The 21875-nt window shown below is 44.1% G+C and carries 16 protein-coding genes; 15 read left to right on the top strand and 1 reads right to left on the bottom strand.

What is annotated here, in order from left to right; all coding sequences use genetic code 11:
- Positions 1-162 precede the first annotated feature (162 nt).
- The 15 genes from MHI51_RS25145 to MHI51_RS25075 all read left to right on the top strand — a co-directional run bounded on the left by MHI51_RS25145 (position 163) and on the right by MHI51_RS25075 (position 20712).
- Complete coding sequence (locus tag MHI51_RS25145; protein ID WP_405173337.1) at positions 163-1155, top strand: ABC transporter substrate-binding protein; 993 nt, start codon at positions 163-165, stop codon at positions 1153-1155.
- Entirely contained in the window at positions 1136-1912 is a 777-nt protein-coding gene (locus tag MHI51_RS25140) for an ABC transporter ATP-binding protein (protein ID WP_341003741.1), read from the top strand. The genes MHI51_RS25145 and MHI51_RS25140 overlap by 20 nt, the downstream gene beginning before the upstream one ends.
- The gene (locus tag MHI51_RS25135) at positions 1906-2658 is read left to right on the top strand and encodes an ABC transporter permease (protein WP_081383954.1); all 753 of its coding nucleotides are present in this window, start codon (positions 1906-1908) and stop codon (positions 2656-2658) included. Before MHI51_RS25140 ends, MHI51_RS25135 begins: the two co-directional genes overlap by 7 nt.
- Before the next feature lie 470 nt (positions 2659-3128).
- Positions 3129-5702, top strand: a complete 2574-nt coding sequence (locus MHI51_RS25130; RefSeq protein ID WP_405173336.1) for an alpha-L-arabinofuranosidase C-terminal domain-containing protein — start codon at positions 3129-3131, stop codon at positions 5700-5702.
- A 75-nt stretch (positions 5703-5777) separates the two neighbouring features.
- On the top strand, positions 5778-7214 hold the full coding sequence (locus tag MHI51_RS25125; protein WP_405173335.1) for an ABC transporter substrate-binding protein: 1437 nt from the start codon (positions 5778-5780) through the stop codon (positions 7212-7214).
- A gap of 167 nt (positions 7215-7381) precedes the next feature.
- Complete coding sequence (locus MHI51_RS25120; protein WP_405173334.1) at positions 7382-10312, top strand: extracellular solute-binding protein; 2931 nt, start codon at positions 7382-7384, stop codon at positions 10310-10312.
- Positions 10309-11274 carry a carbohydrate ABC transporter permease gene (locus MHI51_RS25115; protein ID WP_076129175.1) on the top strand — a complete coding sequence of 322 codons (966 nt, stop codon included), beginning with the start codon at positions 10309-10311 and terminating at the stop codon, positions 11272-11274. Before MHI51_RS25120 ends, MHI51_RS25115 begins: the two co-directional genes overlap by 4 nt.
- Position 11275: 1 nt before the next feature.
- Entirely contained in the window at positions 11276-12136 is an 861-nt protein-coding gene (locus tag MHI51_RS25110) for a carbohydrate ABC transporter permease (protein ID WP_036679629.1), read from the top strand.
- Positions 12137-12144: 8 nt separating this feature from the next.
- Entirely contained in the window at positions 12145-13638 is a 1494-nt protein-coding gene (locus tag MHI51_RS25105) for a hypothetical protein (protein WP_342410111.1), read from the top strand.
- The gene (locus MHI51_RS25100) at positions 13635-14249 is read left to right on the top strand and encodes a YIP1 family protein (RefSeq protein ID WP_076277616.1); all 615 of its coding nucleotides are present in this window, start codon (positions 13635-13637) and stop codon (positions 14247-14249) included. Before MHI51_RS25105 ends, MHI51_RS25100 begins: the two co-directional genes overlap by 4 nt.
- An 18-nt stretch (positions 14250-14267) precedes the next feature.
- Positions 14268-16640: a DUF5696 domain-containing protein gene (locus MHI51_RS25095; RefSeq protein WP_076277615.1), complete on the top strand. Its 2373-nt coding sequence runs from the start codon at positions 14268-14270 to the stop codon at positions 16638-16640.
- Between the two features lie 4 nt (positions 16641-16644).
- A complete protein-coding gene (locus MHI51_RS25090) occupies positions 16645-17520 on the top strand; it encodes a carbohydrate ABC transporter permease (protein WP_081382489.1) in 876 nt (291 codons plus the stop codon).
- A gap of 3 nt (positions 17521-17523) precedes the next feature.
- Complete coding sequence (locus MHI51_RS25085) at positions 17524-18516, top strand: carbohydrate ABC transporter permease (RefSeq protein ID WP_081387615.1); 993 nt, start codon at positions 17524-17526, stop codon at positions 18514-18516.
- A gap of 199 nt (positions 18517-18715) precedes the next feature.
- Complete coding sequence (locus tag MHI51_RS25080) at positions 18716-19804, top strand: low temperature requirement protein A (protein ID WP_076220415.1); 1089 nt, start codon at positions 18716-18718, stop codon at positions 19802-19804.
- A 131-nt stretch (positions 19805-19935) separates the two neighbouring features.
- On the top strand, positions 19936-20712 hold the full coding sequence (locus tag MHI51_RS25075; protein WP_405173333.1) for a Cof-type HAD-IIB family hydrolase: 777 nt from the start codon (positions 19936-19938) through the stop codon (positions 20710-20712).
- Between the two features lie 148 nt (positions 20713-20860).
- On the opposite strand, the gene MHI51_RS25070 is transcribed toward MHI51_RS25075, so the two are convergent.
- Positions 20861-21856 (bottom strand): serine hydrolase, encoded by a 996-nt coding sequence (locus MHI51_RS25070; RefSeq protein ID WP_081387614.1) that lies wholly within the window; start codon positions 21854-21856, stop codon positions 20861-20863.
- Positions 21857-21875: the final 19 nt, after the last annotated feature.

Here is a 21875-nt window from a genome sequence, read left to right as displayed (position 1 = left end):
AAATTTATAAATATACAAAATATAAAGATTGGTGGTAAACTTAACATGCCTAAAGCTTTTTTTGTAGAGCTTAAGGATTTTTTTGCATGCACATTTATGAGTGAGCAAAGAATATTACAGAGAATTACACTATAGAAAGAATAATGGAGGCAGGAGAGTTAAATGAAGAATAAAGGTCTAAAGAGAATGTTGTTGTTATCTATTATGGTTGTTGTCATCGCTGCACTTGCAGTCGGTTGTGGTTCGAAAAATAATACAAATACAGAATCGTCAGAGGGAGCTGCTCCAGAGGCTGCAAAAGAAGTTACCTCATTGTCGCTCGGTTTATTACCCTCGATTGATGCTATTCCTTTTATCATCGCACATGAACAAGGTTTCGATAAAAACCACGGTGTGGATCTGGACATCCAGACGTTTAAAAGCGCCAAAGATCGGGATGTAGCTTTTCAAGCAGGCAAGCTGGATGGTCTAAGTGCTGACCTGGTTGCGATCTCCATTTACAATGAGGCTGGACTGGATGTGAAGATCACCAGTACAACTTTTGGGGAATTTGATTTACTGACTGGAAATGAATCGATTCAGGATGTGAAGGATTTGAAGGGAAAAACCGTGATTTTGTCCAAAAATACCTCCACACAATATACAGTGGCCATGATGCTGAAACAAGCAGGTCTGATCGAAGCTGATATTACAGTGACAGAGGTTCCACAGATTCCGACCCGTTTAGAATTGCTTAAGAATAATAAGGCGGATGCGGCAATTTTGCCAGAACCTTTTGTAACGATGGGCAAAACCTCAGGCCTGCGTGTACTGAGCTCAACGCTAACTGCGGGAGTAAATCCGTTCGTATTAGCTTTCCCGCAAACTGCAATTGATGCCAAAGCAGAAGCTATCCGCAGTATGTATGCTGCATATGATGAAGCAGTAGCTTATATGAAATCCCATGAGCAATCTGAATATATCGATCTTGTAATCAAAGAAGTAGGATATCCAGAGACATTAAAAGATGAGATCAAAGTACCGGATTATGTACCAGCTTATCAAGTGGATGTGAAGGAAGTAGAGGCTGCATTTGCTTGGGCACGGGAAAAAGGTTTGCTCAGCAAAAATATCTCGGCTGAAGATGTGATTTCTGATGTCCAATTCAAGAAATAAAGGACTCGCCATAAAGGATCTGAAAGTAGAATATAAGAGCGGACAATTAGCCTTAGGTCAGGTGGATTTATCTTTGCCGGAACATGGGATCTACACCATTATCGGACCCTCCGGCAGCGGGAAATCTACTTTATTACGGGCGATTGCGGGCTTGCTGCCTAGTTATCAGGGACAAATTCTTTTTAATGAGAAATCTGTGCACGAAAAAGAAACGTTAATTGGACTGGTGCCGCAGAACTACGGGCTTCTTCCTTGGAAGACTGTACATGATAATATTCAAATCGCAATGAAGATTACGCATACGGCAAGTTCATCCAAGCATGAACGGGAGACGCAGATTAAGCAGTGGCTTTCGTCGATGGGGATCTCTGATTTAGCAGAACGTTATCCCTTATCCCTCAGTGGAGGCCAGCAGCAAAGAGTAGCGATTGCCAGAGCTTTTGCCATTTTGCCTACTATTCTGTTGCTGGACGAGCCATTCTCTGCACTCGATGCGATAACAAGGGAAACGCTGCAGGTCCTCTTTTTAGAGAACTGGATGGCTAACCCGACGACTACATTATTTGTCACTCATGATGTGGAAGAAGCGATTCTGCTGGGGCAAAAGATTATCGTCATGCCGTCCAACAAAGAAACTACACCTGAAATTATTGATAATCATTTGGTGTTTCATATGAAGCATGAGGATAAGCGGGACAGTGTGGATTTCTTTGAGCAGACTAAGCGGATTAGAAAGGTAATGCAGGAGATATGGTAAACAAACGTCGACTTCATCATCTAGTAAGGCTGCTATTTGTATTTGTCTGTATGAATGTAGTCTGGTATATCGCATTTTTACTTATGAACCATTCGATTTTGCCAAGTCCCTTTGCTGTATATAAGGCGATGTTTCAGTTAGGGGCGCAGGATATTGCTATAAATGTAGGGTATAGCTTGTTCAGAATTTTTGCAGGTGTGGTACTGGCGTTAATTATTGGACTGCTTATAGGTCTTCTAATGGGACGTTCATTGACCTGGAACAAACTGCTGGACCCTGTGGTTTACTTGACGTATCCTGTTCCCAAAATTGCCCTGCTTCCAGTAGTGATGCTGTTCTTCGGGCTTGGGGAGACGTCCAAAATCCTAATGATCATGCTGATTTTATTGTTTCAGATCATCATTTCGGTAAGGGATGGGGTTAAGGCTATTCCGGACAATACCTATGATGTCTTAACTAGTATAGGTGCCAGCGCTGTGCAGAAGTTCTGGCATGTGACACTGCCGGGTGCATTGTCAGTAATTCTGAGTACGATTCGTATTTCGCTTGGAACGGCGATATCTGTACTGTTTTTTACGGAGATCTATGGAACAGAGCACGGTATGGGATTTTTCATCATGGATGCGTGGTTAAGATTAGATTATCCGGAGATGTATGCCGGAATTATGTTGTTCAGCTTGGTCGGTTTTATTCTCTTCTTGCTTGTTGATTTTCTTGATTACAAGTTTATGAAGTGGCGGAACTAAATTTAGTTGGAGATTGAACTATAGCTTTCCTTTGCCTGAGTTTAGGCAAGGGGGAGCTTTTTTTATATGATTTTTTGGGGGCAATACAATTAATTTTAGTTTCATTATTATTTGAATGGAAAAATAAAACAGTAAAATAAATGAAGAAAAAAATGAAAATTAAACTTACTTAGGGCTGTAAACCCCCGTTTATTTTAGAAAAATATAAAGATGGTGAGATGAAAAGAGGGAATTTGTTTTAAAAAAACTAATAAATCTCTTAATTTCTTGCAAAAATATTGGAAATTATATTCATAAAAGTATAAAAAGGTTTAGTTTAATTTATTTACAACCAGATTTTAGTATGGTATTTTATCAATGGAAACGGATTCATTTAGGTTTTGTGAAATGATTTTAAGTTATTACGAATGGAAGGATCTGTTCACTTCATAAAAATGAAAACGCTAATAAAAAGTTGGAGGGAATTATCTTTGAATAAATATGGACGGAAGCTATGGCTTACGGTGCTGATTTTCGTGATTGTGATTGGCGGGCTGACGTATTATTGGGCTTCTAAGGGCGAAAACCCAGCAACACTGTCTCAGGAGTCTGCCAAAGAAGCAACGGGTGAAGCGGGAAAGGAAACTCTTCCAACGGCGACAGCAGCTAACACAAGTAGTGGAACCGCATATACGTTGACTGTGGATACGGGGAATCCGGGAGCTAAGATCAGCCCGATGTTGTACGGAGCCTTTTTCGAAGAGATTAATCATGCGGGAGATGGAGGGCTATATGCAGAGCTGATTTCCAATCGTTCCTTTGAGGATAGTTCGGTCACACTGTTCAATTGGTGGATGGATGAAAAAGAAGGGAGTAAAGGGAAGCTTGCTCTGACCAGCAGTAAGCTTTTGAACGATGCTCAGACCCAGGCAATGGCTTTAACAGTATCATCAGCTGCCGAGGGTGGTTCGGTATCTGCTGTGAATAATGGTTACTGGGGGATTGCTTTGACGAAGGATGCCAGTTACAAGTTGTCTTTCTATGCGCGGCCAGAGCCAGGGGACAATATGCCACTGCGTATAACGTTAGAAAGTCCGGATGGCAAAGAGCTATATGCAGAACAGACCGTTGATAAGTTAAAAGAAGGATGGCATCCATATACATACACACTGACTTCTACAGGTACTGTAGCAAACGCACGAATTGTAATCTCTGCTACCAATGTAGGGACTGTTTATCTCGATACGGTGTCTTTGTTTCCTGAGACTTGGAACAACAGGGAGAATGGGCTTCGCATCGATTTGGCTGAAAAGGTAGCTGCGATGAAACCCGCATTCGTTCGTTTTCCGGGGGGATGTTTTGTGGAAGGGAAAACGCCAACTGATGCTTATCAATGGAAAAACACCATTGGTCCGATTGAAACGCGTCCCGGTCATAAGGGATATTGGGATTACCGCTCCTCAGACGGGCTGGGCTTCCACGAATATCTGCAATGGGCCGAAGATCTGAAAGCGGAACCATTATATGTAGCTTATATCGGGATTTCACATAACGGAGATCCTATAGCCAAGCAGAATACCGTTCCAGTCAGTGAAATTCAGCCATGGATACAAGATGCGCTGGACGCCATTGAATATGCAAACGGACCGGTTACTAGCAAATGGGGGGCACAAAGAGCCGCCAATGGTCATCCGGAGCCTTTTAATATGAAATATGTAGAGATTGGTAACGAAAACAATTTCCAGATGAGTGAATATATTAAGCGTTATGGCTTGTTTTATAAAGCAATTAAAGAGAAGTATCCAGAGATTCATCTCATTGCCAATGCGGCAGTTGAAGGTGAGCCTATCGAGATGGTTGATGAGCATTACTATGAAACCTCTGAATGGTTCCTCAGCAACTCGAACAGATACGATACTTATGACCGGAGTGGTCCTGAGATTTATGTTGGTGAGTATGCGGTAACCAAGGGTGCCGGAGAAGGCAATCTGAACGCTGCAATCGGCGAGGCCGCTTTTATGATGGGCATGGAACGGAATTCTGATATCGTAAAAATGTCCTCTTATGCCCCGTTGTTTGTGAATACGAAGGATCGTACTTGGAACCCGGACGCTATTGTGTTTGATTCATCGACTAGCTACGGAACACCTTCTTATCATGTGCAGCAGATGTTCGGAAGCAATAAGGGGGATGTAGTTCTTCCAACCTCACTTGTGGCTCTAGGTCAAGAAGAAACCTCCGGTAAGCAATCCATTCAAGGTGGAATTGGTTTGGGGACTTGGGCCACCCAGGTAGAGTACAGCGATGTACGAGTAGCGAAAGGTGATGACGTTCTTTTTGAAGATCATTTCAAGAAGGATTCCGGAGCTTGGACTCTAAACAATGGGGACTGGGAACAATCCAAGGGTACTTTTAAGCAGACTTCTAATGATATTGATATTCGTGCAGTTGCCGGTGAGGCTTCATGGAGTGATTATACACTTTCTCTTAAGGCGAAAAAGACTGGCGGAGCAGAAGGTATGCTCATTATGTTCGGCTCTAAAGATGAAGGCAACTTCTATTGGTGGAATCTTGGCGGCTGGGGAAATACGCAGAGCGCGATTGAAAAATCAGTAGGTGGAACAAGAGCAGTCATCGGAAGAACGGTTCCTGTAAGGATTGAGACTGGGAAATTGTACGATATCCGCATTGAATTATCAGGTGCTAATATCCGGCTCTATCTCGACGATGAGCTTATACAAGAGGTGAACGATGAAAGCCCAGCAGGGCCGCTGTTCCAAACTGCGAGCCGTGATCTTGCCACAGGTGAGCTGATCGTTAAAGTCGTTAATGCGGGTGACACTGCTCAGCGCACGGATGTTTCTTTTACCGGACTTGCCACATCAAGCCTGGAAGGAACAGCTACCGTACTTCAGTCGGACGATTTAAATGCTGAGAATAGCTTCGCTGAACCTGACAAGGTGGCACCTGTAACTCAAAAGGTAAGTGTAGACAAAGGTAGTCTGGAGTTTGAATTCCCGAAATATTCCGTGACCGTGTTAAGACTAAAGGAAGGGGGGAAATAGCCGGTCACGGAGGGAGGTTCACTCCTTCACTATAAACAAGCATTTATTTGTTCAATTTAAGAGGGAGGTTAGGTTATGATTTCGCAAAGAAAAACGAGCAGTTTAGTCGTATGTATGGTAATGGTTTTTGTGCTTATTCTGTCAGCCTGTAGCAGCGCTGGAAGCTCAACGACGAATAAAAATGCAGCTAACAACGGGAAAACGAACACTGGAAAAACCAATAATGCTAGTGAGCCAACCAATGCAACAGCTACTGAGGGCACGGAAGCAGCAGATCCTGCCAACGACCTGCCAAGCAAAGATATTCAAGGTGAGGTTACCGTTTGGGCCTTTAATGAAAAAGTGTTCGAGGAAGTCGGCGCTGCATTTATGGCTGAATATCCTGGAATCAAGCTGAAGACGGTAGTTATGCCCTTTGGCGACCTGCATGACAAGCTGCAAACGACAATCGCCGCAGGTAGTGGAGCGCCGGATGTAGCTGAAGTAGAAATGTACCAGTTGAACCGTTATATGGCGGGCAATGTGCTGGAGAATCTTTTGGAAGAGCCTTATAACGCTGGAAAATATAAAGATCTGGTTGCTCCATATAACTGGGAACGTTGGATGACACCGGACAGCTCACAGCTGCTTGGTATGCCTTGGGATATGACACCGGGGGTTTATTACTACCGTGCAGACATTTTTGAAGAGCTTGGATTGCCAAGTGATCCTGCTGAGCTTGGTGAATACATGCAAGATGAAGAGAATCTCTTGAACCTGGCTCAAATTTTGAAAGCTAACGGTAAATATTTCATGGAGTGGAGCGATGGCCCGATCGTATGGGCAGGAGATGAAGTCGGCTACTTTGATAAGGATATGAACTGGACACGTAATACGGACAAAATGGTGAAAGTTCTTGATATTACAAAACGTGGACAACAGCTGGGCTGGGCACCTCATATCGGTTATGGCTCAGACGAAGGTAAACAGCTAGTTCTGAAAGGTGATTTAGTTGGTGTCGTATCGGGTTCATTTGGAGCGCGCGGACTTCAGGAAACATTCCCTGAGCTTGCCGGAAAATGGAAGGTAACCCGTTTGCCAATAGGAATTAACGTGGGAATGGGCGGCTCAAGCTTTGTTATCCCTTCGCAAAGCAAAAATAAAGAAGCGGCATGGGCTTACATTCAGTGGAGCATGAGAAGTGAAAATGCTTGGAAAATTTGGGCAAAACATTCCATTCAGCCGGGTTACAAGGATATTTCCAGTCTTGATTGGTACGCAAACACTAAAAATGAATATCTGGGTGGGCAAGAGGAATTTAAACTATATGAGCAATTAAGCAACGATATTCCAGTCAAACACCTTACACCAGTAGATAACAAGGGCTGGGAAATCTTTATAGCGGCGATCGGTGATGCACTGGCTAAGAACACAGATTCCAAGACGGCTATTCAAAAAATTGGTGATGATGTCTTGAAGCAAGCTTCCAAAGAAATTGCTGCCTTTAAAAAGGCAATAGGAATGCAGCCGTAAGGAAATCTAATAACAGGAGGGGCAGCCTGCAATTGCCAGAGCTGCCCTGCTTGTATTCACTTAAGTCCGAGAGGCCCGTAAAGATGGGAGGAGACCGATGCGTGTTACGCATACTGCGAAAATATAAGATTAGTTTGTTGTTACTGGTACTTTTAGGAGTCTCCCTAATGTGGTGGAATCAATCACGAGGGTTTGATAATTCAGCGATGGAGGGCGTCCCCGTTTATGCGGATGTTGATGAAAGCTCTATTTTAGAAAGCGATAGTGTGAATTCAAAACTCGAAGCCTCTTACTTAAGCTATTACGAGGAAAAACAGCAGGATGGAGCAAAGGACTCATCGGATTTTACGCTTGCTATTCCTTCGGAGGATTATACGGCCATTAGTGCTGAAGGTACAGAGGTAATGACGGATCTTGGTGGAAAACCCGGCAAGGTACTAGCGCTTAAAGCAGAGGATAGCTGGGTGGAATATACATTTACGGTTCCGGCAGATGGGTTATATCAGATGGGGATGGAGTATTATGCCCTTCCTGGTAAACGATCCTCGATCATTCGAAGCGTAAAGATTGATGGGGAGTATTTATTCTCTCAAGTAAAAAAAATGGAATTCCAGCGGATGTGGAAAGAAAGTGCAGAGCCATGGCTGGACAATCAAGGGAATGAGTTTAATCCCAAGCGGGAAGAGGTAACAGGCTGGCAATATCGGGAGTTTAGAGATGCTGAGGCCAGAACTGCGGATCCCTTTCGCTTTTATCTGACCAAAGGGGAGCATACGGTGAAGCTGGAAGCCATCCGGGAACCGGCTGCACTTAGTGAACTGAGAATATTTTCTCCAGAACCGCTCCCGACTTATGCGGAAGTGAAGCAGGAGTATGAGAATAAGGGTTACAAGCCTGTTCAGAATCAAGTGATCAAAATTCAGGCAGAAGAATCCTCCCTTCGTTCAGATCCAACGCTGAAGCGGATCGAGGACCGGGAGCCACTCACCGAACCTTTTAACAAAGATGCTATTGTGCTTAATAGTTTTGGGGGTGTCGGGTGGCGTACGGGTGGACAATGGGCGGAATGGGATTTCGAGATTCCTGAGACAGGGCTCTATAATATCGCAATTCGTTACGGCCAGTGGTTCCTAAACGGGATACCGGTGGAACGCCGGATTATGATTGATGGCGAGGTACCGTTCCAAGAGCTGAATGCCTTGAAATTCCCTTACAAAGCGGAATGGCAAGTAAACAAGCTGGGAAATGAGGACGGAGAATACTTCTTTTATCTCGAACAAGGCAAGCATACGTTGCGGATGGAAGTTCAAGTATCGGGTGTAGGCGGAATGATTGAAGCTGTGCTGAACACTACACATAAAATGTCTCTTTTGGGACGTGAAATCACGCAGGTAACGGGAACGAACCCCGATCCAAACGGGGATTGGCAGCTGGAGCAGAACATTCCTAATCTTGTGCCACGTTTACATTTGATGGCGCGGACGTTGGATGATGCTGTGCAGGATATGTATGCTTTTGGCGTTGCGGATGGAAGCTCTGAGCTGAGTACGCTTTATGAAGCACGTGATCGGTTCCTGGAAATGGCGAAGGATACCTCAAGTATTCCAGGTCGTCTTCAGCAATTTACGGATCTGCAGTCATCGCTTGGCTTATGGGTCAACGGATTAATGAAGCAGAGTATTGTAATGGACTATATTGAAGTGAAGTCGGAAGATCAGCCATGGCCTAAAGACGCGGCTCCTTGGTATACCCGTGTAGGGACGATGACGTATGACTTCTTTAGTTCTTTTACAAAGGATTACAGCGGCATAGGGAATACGTACAAAAATGAAAAGGTGCTGGATGTCTGGATCTCTCGTGGACGTGATTGGGCGGAGATCATTAAGCAAATGGTGGATGAGGACTTTACACCAAACACGGGCATCAAGGTGAACGTCAATATTATTCCTACGCTTGCAGCGGATCAGAAGCAGATTCTGTTATTAGCCAATACTGCCGGACTTGCTCCCGATGTGGCACTGGGGGTTGAGGGTGAAGTGCCGATTGACTTCGCGGTGCGGAATTCACTCGTGAATCTGAATGAATTCTCAGATTATCAAGAGGTTGCTGAACGTTTCAGAGCGGGTGCACTGATTCCTTATAAGTATGATAACGGAGACTTCGCATTGCCGGAGAATCAGAACTTCACGATGCTCTTTTACCGGAAAGATATTATGGCACAGCTGGGCATTAGCGAGAAGGATATTCCGAATACGTGGCAAGAGGTTATGGAACTGATTCCTGTGCTGCAACAAAACGGGATGGACTTCTATTATCCACATGCCCCGAACAATCCGAGTCTAGCCATTAATGAGTTTGCGCCGTTCTTATTCCAGTATGGTGGAGATTTCTATAAGAATAATGGGATGTTGTCTGATCTGGATTCACCAGAAGCACTGACAGCTATGAAAATGTGGACGGGACTCTTTACGAACTACAAGCTGCAGAAACAAGCGGATTTCTATAACCGTTTCCGTTCTGGAGAGATGCCAATCGGCGTTGCTGATTATTCCACATACATTCTGTTATCTACTGCCGCACCTGAATTGACAGGCTGGTGGGGCATGAAACCAATGCCGGGTATTGAACAAGCCGATGGACAGATTAACCGTTCTACAGGCGGGCTTGCACAGACAGGAATTATTTTTAAGGATACGGATATGAAAGAAGAGTCTTGGGAGTTCATGAAATGGTGGACCAGTGCGGATGCACAGGAGAACTTCGGCTCAGAGCTTGAGTCTTTGCTGGGTGTTGAAGCTCGTTGGAATACAGCCAATGTTGAAGCACTCAAACGTCTGCCGTGGCAGCAAGAAGATATCGACGCCATTATGGAACAGTGGGAGTGGTTTAAAGAGCGCGAAGTGGTGCTTGGAGGATATTACACGACCCGGCATATCGCCAACATCTGGAATGAAATTGTGCTCAACGGTAAATTCCCGCGGGAGGCGATGGAGCAAGGTGTGCGTGAAATCAATAAAGAGCTTAGTAAGAAACGCGAAGAGTTCGGAATTGAAACTTCCCAGACTTCAAGCGCTAAAGAGGAAGGAGGTCAGAAATGAGTAGTGAAATAATTACACCGGCACAGAACGAAGCCGTACAGATGCAGCCGACGAAAACTCCCGGGAAATGGGCGCAGCTTTGGTTGGATATCAAGAAAAATAAAGTTTCCTATTATTTCTTGGCCCCTTTCCTGATTCTGTTCACCGTTTTTACTATTGTTCCTATTATCATGTCCGTCGTTTTAAGCTTCAGCTATTACAACATTATTGAGACACCGAGATTCATTGGCTTCTCTAACTATAAGCTGTTGTTTGTAGACGATGATATCTTTCTTAAAGCTGTTGGGATTACGCTGAAATTTGCCATTATTACAGGTCCGATAGGTTATATTATGGCCTTCTTGCTGGCCTGGCTGATTAGCCAGATTCCGCAGAAGTTCCGCTTTTTCTATACCCTATGCTACTATGTGCCATCGATTACAAGTGCAGTAGCAATGTCCGTGGTTTGGTTGTATTTGTTCGCCGGCGACCGCAAGGGGTTGCTCAATCACTGGCTCATTCAGCTGGGGATTATCAATGAACCTTATTTATTTCTACAAAATGTAGATTCGATCGTACCGGTGATCATCATAGTTTCCTTATGGATGAGTATGGGGGTAGGTTTCCTTGCTTTTCTGGCCGGACTTCAAAATGTACCGACAGATTTATATGAAGCTGGCTCAATTGATGGGGTCAAGTACCGCTGGCAGGAGCTATGGTACATTACGATTCCATGCGTCAAACCGCAGCTGTTATTCGGTGCGGTGATGCAGGTGGTCGGTTCGCTTACCGTATTTGACGTCAGTATGCGGCTTGTTGGATTTCCGAGTCCCCTTTATGCAGGCCATACGATTATGGCGCATCTGTTCGACTACGCATTTATCCGCTTTGAGATGGGATATGCGTCAGCGATTGCTGTATTACTGTTCGCTTTGATGCTTGGGCTCAACCGTCTCATCTTCAAAGTGCTGGGGAGGGATTAGGATGCACAAAATAAATTTACGGCGTATTGACTATGGCGGCATCTTTTTATATCTGTTCTTAACGGTGTTTGGCCTAATTATGCTGCTGCCACTTGTCTATATGGCAGTGACTGCTTTAAAACCAACAAGCGAACTATTCCTGTTCCCACCGCGGTTTTTCGTAGTGAATCCGACGTTGGTGAACTTTCGTGATTTGCTGTTAATTACCGGAACTTCGGCGGTGCCGTTCTCACGGTTTATTTTCAATAGCGTGGTCGTTACATCGGGGATTGTGGTCGGGGGTGTCTTAATTTCAGCAATGGCGGCTTATCCGCTTGCCAAGCACAATATGCCATTTAAAAGCGCTATCTTTAGTATGATTGTGGCGGCGCTGATGTTTTCACCCTTAGTATTGCAAATACCGCAATATCTGCTGATTAGCCGCAGCGGATTAATGAATTCGTATTTTGCAATGATCTTACCTTATCTGGCTGCACCGATGGGAATGTTTCTTATGACCCAGTTCCTGCGGCAGCTTCCAGACGCTTTATTAGAGGCGGCCCGCATAGACGGGGCTTCAGAATGGAAGGTATTCTGGGTGGTTGTGATGCCAATGCTTAAACCGGCGATTTCGACTTTTGCTTTATTTAGCTTCATTTCTGCTTGGAATGATCCGTATCCTTCAATGGTCTATACGACTGTTCAGGAAATGAAGACATTGCCGCTTGCCATCCAAACCATCAGTGGTGGAGCCGGAGTCGTTGCTAGGGTAGGTACTTTGGCGGCAGCAAGCTTCTTGATGATTCTCCCGACTATTCTTGTCTTTATATTAACGCAGCGGATGGTGCTTCAGACAATGGCCCATTCGGGGCTGAAGGAATAGGGGGAGTCATGATGATAAGACGTAATATGAAAAAAATGCTGCTAACAGGGCTACTGGTGACGCTGACACTGCCAGTGCTGCTGCTTCCAGGGCAGGCGCTAGCTGGCGAAGCCCCGTATGAGGGGTATACGTGGAATCAGTCCGGCAATGAGGTCCGCTCGATTAATGGTTATCTCTACGATTCTTCTATCGATCCAACAGGAACAGATACGGGGTCCTTCAAAAATCCGGAATCTCTCTTTATTAGTGATGACGATTCACTCTACGTAGTAGACACGGGCAATAGCCGTATTGTTCATATGGATAAGGACGGTCGTCTGCTAAATCTGATCGGTGATGCGGAAGGCAGCGGCAAGCTGCAGGAGCCGAAGGGTGTATTCGTGAAAGAGGATGGAACGGTATATGTAGCAGATACAAAAAACGCGCGTATTGCTATTTTTGATAAAAATGGCAAGTTCGTAAAAGAGTTTCTAAAACCGGATAGCCCATTACTGGGTGCTAATTTCTCTTATTCTCCTTCTAAATTAGTTGTAGATAAGCGTGATTATATGTATGTGGTGAGCGATGGTAACACGCAGGGGTTGCTGCAAATTGACTCGGGCGGTAAGTTCAAGGGGTTCTATGGAGCGAACCATGTAGGCTTCTCCTGGACACGACTCTTAATTAAGCTGGTGGCCACCAAAGAGCAGCAGAACCAGCTGGCGACCGTTAAACCTTCTGAGTTCTCCAACGTGGATCTGGATGAAGAAGGATTTATCTACAGCACAACCCTGGGCGAAGAGTATAACCAGATCAAACGGTTATCTCCGGTAGGCGTAGATACGCTGAACATTGGTAAACACTGGTATGGCGATTATTACTCCGAGGGTCCATTCAGTATGGCTTCCTTTATGGGGATCAGTATTGATAAGAACGGATTTATAACCGCGCTGGATTTGCAGTCCAGTAAAGTCTTTCAATATGACAAGCTGGGGAATTTGTTATTCAGCTTCGGCGGGATTGGGGATCAGAATGGACTCTTCGTGACTCCTTCCGCCGTAGATCAAACCGCTGATGGTTTGATCTATGTAGTGGATAAAGGACGGGGCAGAATCGATCGCTTCCGGACCACGCCGTTTGCGGATTTGGTTCATCAGGCATCTTTGCTATATGTAGATGGCAGCTATGACGAAGCGCAATCCTTATGGCAAGAGGTGCTGCGATTGAACGCCAATTATGATATGGCTTATCAGGCTATTGGCAAAGCGCTTTATAAAGCAGAGCAATATAAGGAATCTATGAGCTATTTCAAGCTTTCAAATTCCAAAGCTGACTATTCATCCGCTTTCCGCGAATATCGTAAATTGTATATCCGGGAGCACTTTACTTATTTCTTCGCCGGTGGAATTGGACTGTTCTTAGTACTGTTCTGGAGTGCGCCGAGATTATACCGGAGATTCCATGCCTGGCTGTATAGAGGAAACAAGGCAGTTTTGGACCCGGCAAAGGGGGAGATTGGATGAACACTTTGCGAATGATTCATCAGGTTGTAGTTCATCCTTATCAGTTCTATAACGATATTCAAGGAAAGCAGCGTATCCGCTGGATACAGGGGATTGCCATCGTTCTACTGACCTTTGTGGCACGAATGATCTCGATTCTGATTACAGGGTATGCTTTTCAAACTAGAGAGCCGCATGAAATCTCTATGTTTCATGAGTTTATTTGGCTTATCGTTCCTTGGTTGACCTGGTGTATTTCGAACTGGGGTGTCAGTACGATTATGGATGGTGAGGGGAAATTTAAAGAGATTTTTGTGGGTAGTGCCTTTGCGCTTGTTCCATACATGCTCTTTATCATCCCAGTCACACTGCTAACGTTGGTCCTTTCGCTGGATGAGGCTTCAACCTTCAATCTGCTGCACAAGTTTGTGATTCTATGGGTGGCTTGGTTGATTTTAATGAAGGTGAAGATCCTGCATGATTTTGAGATTCGCAAGGTTATTTTTATCACCATAATCAGTGTAATAGGGATCGCCATTATCTGGTTTGTAGGCATTTTGCTGTTTGGTATTTCCAATCAATTTGTTTCATTTATTGTCGATCTGCTCAAAGAGTTGAGATTGCGCGCGTAAGGAGGGAAAGGTAACACGATGAGAAAAAAAGTTAAAGTGCGGGGCATTCTCTGTATTGTTGTGATGATGCTGTTCGCAGTGATAAATGTTCAACCCCTACACAGTTCCGCCGATCCGTCTACCGCTGCGCAGTCTGTTCAGACTGAAGAAAGCAAAGAGGTTGGGCAAGAGGAAACATCGGTGGTGACTGAACCAGCTGAAGGGCAGGCCACTGCTGTGCAAGAAAAGGAGACCACGGCTCCGGCAGAAGAGCAGGCTCCAGCAGCTGTAGCAGCACTTGTTCAGAAGGTTGAGCTGCAGCCGGTCACGCCTGGAACAAAAGCACTGGAGAACGAACGCTATATTTTATATGTAGATGAGAAATCGGGGAATCTTCGCATCACAGACAAAATCACAAACAAGGAGTGGCTTGGATCTCCACAGCTGGAGCGAACAGCCATGCCAAATATTAAGAAATACACGACCGCGCCGATTTATGCCAGATACACACAGGGGGCTGATATTACACAGGTCTACCCACTTAAAGATGAAGACTCCACGGTTACCGTAACGATTGAGCAAGATGTCGTCCGCGCGGAGTTTGCTTTTATTAGCCTGAAGCTTTCTTTTGCTCTGGAGTACAGACTGACTGCTAATGGATTTGAGGCTTCCATTCCACAGGAGTATTTGAAGGAAGAGGGGAATGCGAAATTCACGAGTCTGGAGGTGCTGCCATTTTTTCATGCGGCTAGAGAAGATGCAGAGGGGGCAATGATGCTTCCAGATGGTTCAGGGGCATTGCTGGAGTTTCGGAAAGATCATCCCGCTTATTTGAAAGGTTATTCTGAATACATTTACGGCGGGGACGAAACCTTCGTGAAACAAAATCATGAAATTACGGATAACTCTTGGCAAAAGGCGGCACCTCTTAAAAAAGCTATCGCTTTGCCAGTGTTTGGAATCTATCAGGGAGACACAGGATATTTAGCAATTGTTACTAAGGGAGATACCGACGCTAAAATCAACGGTGTTCCATCAGGCATTCGCGCTATTTCGCTTTATAGAGCATCAAGTGAATTTACCCTGCGCAAGGATGATGTTATTTTTGTCGGCAATTCCGGCCAAATTCCTTATTATCAGGGTGAGATGATCAAAACCGATCGTAGCGTACGTTATGTTCTGCTCCAAGGTGAGGAAGCCAACTACGTTGGGATGGCGAAGGAATACCGTAATTACTTAATGGAAGAGAAAAAGGTCAAGGAAGTAGTTCTTGAGAACACGCCATTGTATCTTCAAGTGCTCGGTGGGATTTCACGTGATGAAGTCATCGGTTCAACTTTTATAGAAGCAGCTACGTTTAAACAAATCAAGGACATGATTGATCAATATCAGGCAGAGGGTGTTACTCAGCTAGAGATTACGATCGAGGGATGGTCCAAAAATGGTTTATACGGAAACCAGCCAGAACAATTCCCTGTTGAGAAGAAGCTGGGAGGCAAAAAGGGACTTAAAGAGCTTCAGGAATATGCCGCAGGCAAGGGCGTAAATCTTTATTTGAAAGCTAACTACGTGAAACCTTTCCAAGATAGCAACGGCGTGAAGGCAAGCAGAGATGCTGTGCGCGGTATTAATCGTGAAGTCTTGAAGCAGTACGTCTATTATCTCTCTACCCGGTGGAATACGGATGATTATTTCTATTTAATGAAACCTAGTGTTATCGCAAAACGCAGTAATGCTGAGTTAAGCAAGTTTCAGGATCTGGGTGTGAAGGGTGTACAGTTTGAACACTTTGGAAGCTTGCTATACTCCGATGAGGATAATAAATCCAATACGGACCGCCAGCTTACAGAAGATACTTATGTTAATGCATTGGATAACTTCCGTAAGGGTGAGCTTAACACGGCAGTAGATTATGGTTTTGCCTATACATTAGGACATGTGAACCGGATTGATCAGGTGCCGCTCGACTCCAGTCAATTTGTCTATACAGATCGGGCGATTCCTTTTTATCAACTAGTGTTACACGGCTTAGTGCCTTATACAGCAAGCCCGGTTAATCTGTACGATGATTCCCGTAACCAAACCTTACGGGCGCTGGAATATGGAGCCCTTCCAAGTTATGAATTAACCTATGCTCCGACTAGCGATCTTCAGAGAACCATGGCAGACCGGCTGTTCAGCTCTAGTCTTGAGAACTGGCTGGCACCTTCTGTGCAGAATTATCTCGCATTGAAAGAGGTCTATGACAGCATTAGCAACCAGCAAATGACGAATCATGAGCAGCTGCAAAGTAAGGTCTTTCGGACGACTTATGCAAACGGTGTGAGCATTATAGTCAACTATAATGAGCAGTCCGTTGACGTGTCTGGTCAGACCGTCGAGGCATTCAGCTATGCGGTAACAGGAGGATGATGAAGTGAAAAAATCAAAGCTATCGATGCGAGCGCGTTATTTCGTTGAAGGATATTCCTTCATCGGCCTGTGGCTGGTCGGATTTCTGGTGTTTATGGCTGTTCCGCTGGGCCGTTCCTTGTATTATTCCTTTCAGGATCTCCAAGTGAGCAAAGGCGGCTTACTGGCCACTTTTGTTGGGATGGAGCATTATCGCGCCGCTTTTACTACAGATGTTAATTTCTTGCCTCTGCTCAAATCGACGATGGTGTCGACGGTGACTCAGGTTCCGTTAATTCTTATCTTTTCGCTCTTTTGTGCGATTCTGCTAAATCGCGGACTCGTAGGAAAAACCTTTTTCCGTGGCGTATTCTTTTTGCCGGTCATCATTGCTTCAGGGGCGATTCTGGGCAAATTGATGGATCAGGGTGCCGCAAATTTACCAATTTTTTATAATCAGGATTTATATGATAAGCTCCATAACTTTATCCCCGGCGACATTTTGAAGTCATTGCTGAAATATGCAGAATCTTTAACGCTGGTGATGTGGGATTCTGGCGTGCAAATTCTGATTTTTCTAGCGGGGTTACAGACGATTTCTGTTTCACTGTATGAAGCGGCCAAATGTGATGGAGCAACCGCGTGGGAGAGCTTTTGGAAAATCACCTTCCCGATGATTATGCCGATGATGCTCGTAAACACATTGTTTAGTATCGTCAGCTCATTCACGAAGGCAGATAATCAAATCATGAGTCATATTTTGAATGTCGTCTTTAAGAATAATGATTTTGGATATGGCTCAGCGATGGGCTGGATTTATTTTGTATTTATTTTCTTGGTTCTGGGTTTGGTCTTCCTGTTATTCAGCAAGTCGCTCGGTGCCACCGAAGGGAGGAAGTAGAAGATGTTGAAGGAATCCGTAAAGCAGGTTCGGACAACGAACATGGAACATCTGACAACTCGTCTAAAAGCAAGCGGCAGGCTGGACAGGGTCGTGAAACGTTCGCTTCAGGTGCTGAATATCGCTTTTTATTACTTGGTTATTCTCAGCTTAACGTTCGTATTCCTATATCCCTTGTTATACATGGTATCCAAATCCATGATGCAAGTAACAGACGTGGCCGATGCCACAGTGCAATGGCTTCCGAAAAAGATTAGTTTTGGCAACTATTTTCTGGCATGGGATTCGCTTAAATTCTGGGCCGGGTTCGCAAATAGTGCGATTATTTCCTTCGGGAGTGCGGTTCTGCAAATCTTAAGCTGTTCCTTAATCGGTTATGGTTTTGCCAGATACCGTTTTCCAGGCTACGCAGTGTGTTTCGTTCTGCTGCTGTTTACTTTTCTAGTTCCACCGCAGACGATTGTTGTGCCACTGTATTTGTTCTTTAGTGACTTGGGGTGGATTAATACACATTTGCCGTTTGTGGTTCCTTCTATGTTTGGGCACGGGTTGAAGGGGGCATTATTCGTACTGATCTTTATTCAGTTCTATCGCGGCATGCCTAAAGTGTTGGAGGAAGCAGCACGTATCGACGGTGCAGGCGCATTCAGAACGTACTGGAAAATCATGTTTCCTATCGCCAAGCCGGCAATGCTGATCGTATTCTTGTTCTCTGTGGTATGGCACTGGAATGACAGCTTTGAACCGAATACGTATTTAACAACACCGGATTTCTATAATCTGTCGCAGCGATTAGCGATGTTTTATGGTTCCAATAATCAGGCAGCGGAGACGATGTCGCAAATGACTTCGGGTTCTATTGGGATGGCCCCAACTGGACTGAATCAGGTTATGGCAGCGTGTATTCTAACCATTCTGCCAATTCTGATTCTGTATTTGTTCGTACAGCGTCATTTTGTAGAAAGTGTGGAACGCTCCGGTATTGCCGGGGAATAACTTTATTTACTAAAAACCAGCAAGCTCCCTGTGTGGAGGCTTGCTGGTTTTATTTTTAGGTAAAGGGTCTTCAAATTAGTATATCAATTCGGTTAAGATGGATAAGTATTCGATAAACTGTATTAGAAATACACATCCAAACCAAGGGAGTCAGACGATGAATAAACGCACATCGGGATTTGAGCACAGCACAGTATCCATTGCTGAGAAGAAAGTTACTTGGCTGGAGCTATTTTATGATCTGCTTTTTGTAGCAGCAGTTTCAAAAGCGAGCCATGTCCTATTGCATGTAGAGGCGGGTACAATTCCACTTGAATACTTATCCAAATTTATCTTAATATTTATTCCGATCTGGTGGGCTTGGGTAGGGCAATCGCTTTTTGTGAATCGGTTTGGGCAAGATATCTTTTCACATCGGATATTCTTGATTCTACAATTATTTTTTGTATTAATAATGACGGCGAGCTTATCGGTTAACTTTGATCAATATTATATGCCATTCTTAATAGGTTATGTTGGTTTAAGAGCTATGACAGCCATTCAATATCTTACGATAAATAAGAATGAAGCGGCTGATAGAAAGGGCACTGCCCGGTATTTGGGAAGCAGATTTTGGATTGGATTAGTGATCTCTTCTTTATCACTTTTCTTTGACTCTTGGATGCGTTATGTAGTTTTGTATGCGGGAATTACTGTAGACATTCTGCTTCCATTAGTAGGCCGGAAATACTTGGTAAAAAGTCCGATCAATACTCATCATTTATTGGAACGCTTCTCGTTGTTTACACTTATTCTGCTTGGGGAATCAGTGGTCAGTATCCTTGCGGTTTTACAGTCTAGCCACTGGACGTGGCAATCTATTGTATTTGCATTATTAACTTTTCTATTAATTATAGCTATGTGGTGGCAATATTTTGATAATGTTGAAAAGAAAGTGGATAAGACTATAGAGACTGCCGGGCAAACCATAATTTACGGGCATTTATTTATTTATGTATCCTTGAGTATGATTGCAGCTTCGATCCAACTGTTATTTTTAGATCAATTAAATTATATATTTATGGTGTGTTTTGTTTTTGGATCGGTCCTGCTCTACTTCTTTTCTACCTCACTGGTCTTCCATAAATATAGACGTATACAGCAACGGTTAGGGATATTCCATTTGGCGTTGTTATTAGGTTTACTTGGTGTTTTTTTCGCAGTAGATTTGTTGTTCCTTATACCTAATTACCTGATCATTGGTGAAATGATGTTATTTTTTGTGGTATATGCAAAATTAACGACGTAAGCTTGTTGTGCCGAAGCTGAATAAGAAAACAAGAAGGAAGCTGATCCGTGTGATCGGCTTACTTCTTGTTTTAGATCCCATGAAATATAATCTATCTAGTTACGATCGAACGGGGAGGCTTATTTCATAATATGTATAAGATTGTATTTTTTGATGTGGACGGTACTCTAAAGAGTGAAATTGATAGAAGTATCCCACTTAGCACGATAGAAGCAATTGAGAAGTTGATAGAGAGAGGAATTAAAGTCGTAGTTGCAACAGGGAGACCGCATAACTTATGTGAAGAGTTCAAGTCTATGGGCATTGATACCTTTATTTCTGCTAACGGTGCGCTTATCAAATGTAAGGATAACGTTATCTATAAATCAACGCTTTCAACAGAAACCGTGCGGGAACTCTCGGCTTTTGCTGAGTTGAACGGACATGGCATGTCCTATTTCACCGAATTTTTAACTATGAACGGAATAGGTTCCGAGGATGAGCGCGTTATGAAGGCATTAAAGGAGACTTTGAGTCTTACACAATATCCCGAAAAATTGAGCGCTCTGCCAGAGGAGGTTTACTGTATATGCTTGTATGCGGACGAAAATGAAGCGCAAAAATTCCAAGATAGATTTCCTGAATTACGGTTCGAACGTTTTCACGGATACGTTATGAATGTGCTTGAAAAAACAAAAGTTTCTAAATCAACGGCGATTAAACAAGTGCTGGATTATCTGAGTATTAGCAAGTCAGAGGCTATCGCGTTTGGTGACGGTGGGAATGATATCGACATGTTGGAGTATGTGGGGTTGGGAATTGCGATGGGAAACGGAGCGGAACAGTTAAAACAAAAAGCCGATTTTGTTACAAAAAAAGCAAGTGAAGACGGGATAGCCTACGCATTAAAGAAATTTGGTGTCATTTAAGCTTGCAGCAAACGAGTTGAAGAAAAATTAATAGCGATCATTTGTACAAATCTAACAGCGACAGCCCAAGACTTTATCAGTCTATGGCTGCGGCTGCTTTATGGATTGTGTGGTATCCACACATAGAACTGCATGTGATTCCTGGTTCTTACTGCCCTAGAAGAGCCGGCACAATAAATCGGCCGAAAACATTTGCAGGAGAGCCTTTTTTGTACTTATCCGCGGTGATAACGGCAACCAGCTCGTAAGCAGGAACTACAATGATATGCTGCCCTTTAAAGCCGAGTGCAAAATAATAAGGGATCTCGTTGGGCTGTTGCTCTGAACCTGCATTGAATTGGGATACCCACCAATGCCAGCCGTAGAATCCTTTTTGCGGATGATTGGCTTCAACGTAAGGGCGGGTAGATTGCTGAATTGTATCTGAAAAAAGGATCTGCTGATCCTTCCAGCGTCCCTCTTGCAAATAAAGTAAGCCGAATTTCAGCATATCCTCCGGCTTCAGATGAAGTCCGAACCCACCGGTATGTATGCCTTGCGGATCGCTCTCCCAGTGATAGCTTTGAATGCCAAGTGGTTGAAACAGCTGATCTTCGGCAAATTCTGCAACCGCCTGTCCAGCACAATCACGCAGGATTGCGGACAAGAGCTGAGAGGAGCCTGAGTTATAAGTCATCACGGTTCCTGGTGTATGAGCTAATGGCTGTGCAAGCACAAATTTTATCCAGTCTGCGGTTTTAGTCATGGCCGGAAAAGAATTCTGCCCACCAAACTCTGTCCAGTTAAAGCCTCCGGTCATCGTTAATAAGTGTTCGATAGTGATCTCTCTTTTACGTGGGTCACGATCTTCTTTTAATGAAGGAAAAAATAAAGAAATAGGTGTGTCTGGAGGTGGAATCATTTGTTTATCTATGGCTATGCAAACTAAGGCGGAGAGTACGCTTTTGGTGCACGAGTTGATTTTGCCAAGCTCTTCAGCGATTTGTGGATCGCGGTAATGCTCCAGTATGGGTTCTCCATGTTGAATGATCAAACAACTGCGAATGTCTAGGTTAGTAATACCGTCAATAAGCGGCTGAAGGTTCCAGTCAGTAATGTCGGTGACCCCCTTTCTAGATGAATTATAGCTGCAACTGTTTACCATTATAGCTCACATCACAAAA

It is taken from the genome of Paenibacillus sp. FSL H8-0260, from assembly GCF_045040625.1.
Classification (GTDB): domain Bacteria; phylum Bacillota; class Bacilli; order Paenibacillales; family Paenibacillaceae; genus Paenibacillus_AQ; species Paenibacillus_AQ odorifer.
The sequence above is the reverse complement of the archived record's forward strand: the minus strand, read 5'-3'. Positions and strand labels throughout refer to the sequence as shown.

What these genes read in the sequence shown, in the direction of transcription:
- MHI51_RS25145 (WP_405173337.1), top strand. Translation starts at nt 163, where the DNA reads ATGAAGAATAAAGGTCTAAAGAGAATGTTGTTGTTATCTATTATGGTT.
- MHI51_RS25140 (WP_341003741.1), top strand. Translation starts at nt 1,136, where the DNA reads ATGTCCAATTCAAGAAATAAAGGACTCGCCATAAAGGATCTGAAAGTA.
- MHI51_RS25135 (WP_081383954.1), top strand. Translation starts at nt 1,906, where the DNA reads ATGGTAAACAAACGTCGACTTCATCATCTAGTAAGGCTGCTATTTGTA.
- MHI51_RS25125 (WP_405173335.1), top strand. Translation starts at nt 5,778, where the DNA reads ATGATTTCGCAAAGAAAAACGAGCAGTTTAGTCGTATGTATGGTAATG.
- MHI51_RS25120 (WP_405173334.1), top strand. Translation starts at nt 7,382, where the DNA reads ATGTGGTGGAATCAATCACGAGGGTTTGATAATTCAGCGATGGAGGGC.
- MHI51_RS25115 (WP_076129175.1), top strand. Translation starts at nt 10,309, where the DNA reads ATGAGTAGTGAAATAATTACACCGGCACAGAACGAAGCCGTACAGATG.
- MHI51_RS25110 (WP_036679629.1), top strand. Translation starts at nt 11,276, where the DNA reads ATGCACAAAATAAATTTACGGCGTATTGACTATGGCGGCATCTTTTTA.
- MHI51_RS25105 (WP_342410111.1), top strand. Translation starts at nt 12,145, where the DNA reads ATGATGATAAGACGTAATATGAAAAAAATGCTGCTAACAGGGCTACTG.
- MHI51_RS25100 (WP_076277616.1), top strand. Translation starts at nt 13,635, where the DNA reads ATGAACACTTTGCGAATGATTCATCAGGTTGTAGTTCATCCTTATCAG.
- MHI51_RS25095 (WP_076277615.1), top strand. Translation starts at nt 14,268, where the DNA reads ATGAGAAAAAAAGTTAAAGTGCGGGGCATTCTCTGTATTGTTGTGATG.
- MHI51_RS25085 (WP_081387615.1), top strand. Translation starts at nt 17,524, where the DNA reads ATGTTGAAGGAATCCGTAAAGCAGGTTCGGACAACGAACATGGAACAT.
- MHI51_RS25075 (WP_405173333.1), top strand. Translation starts at nt 19,936, where the DNA reads ATGTATAAGATTGTATTTTTTGATGTGGACGGTACTCTAAAGAGTGAA.
- MHI51_RS25070 (WP_081387614.1), bottom strand. Translation starts at nt 21,856, where the DNA reads ATGGTAAACAGTTGCAGCTATAATTCATCTAGAAAGGGGGTCACCGAC.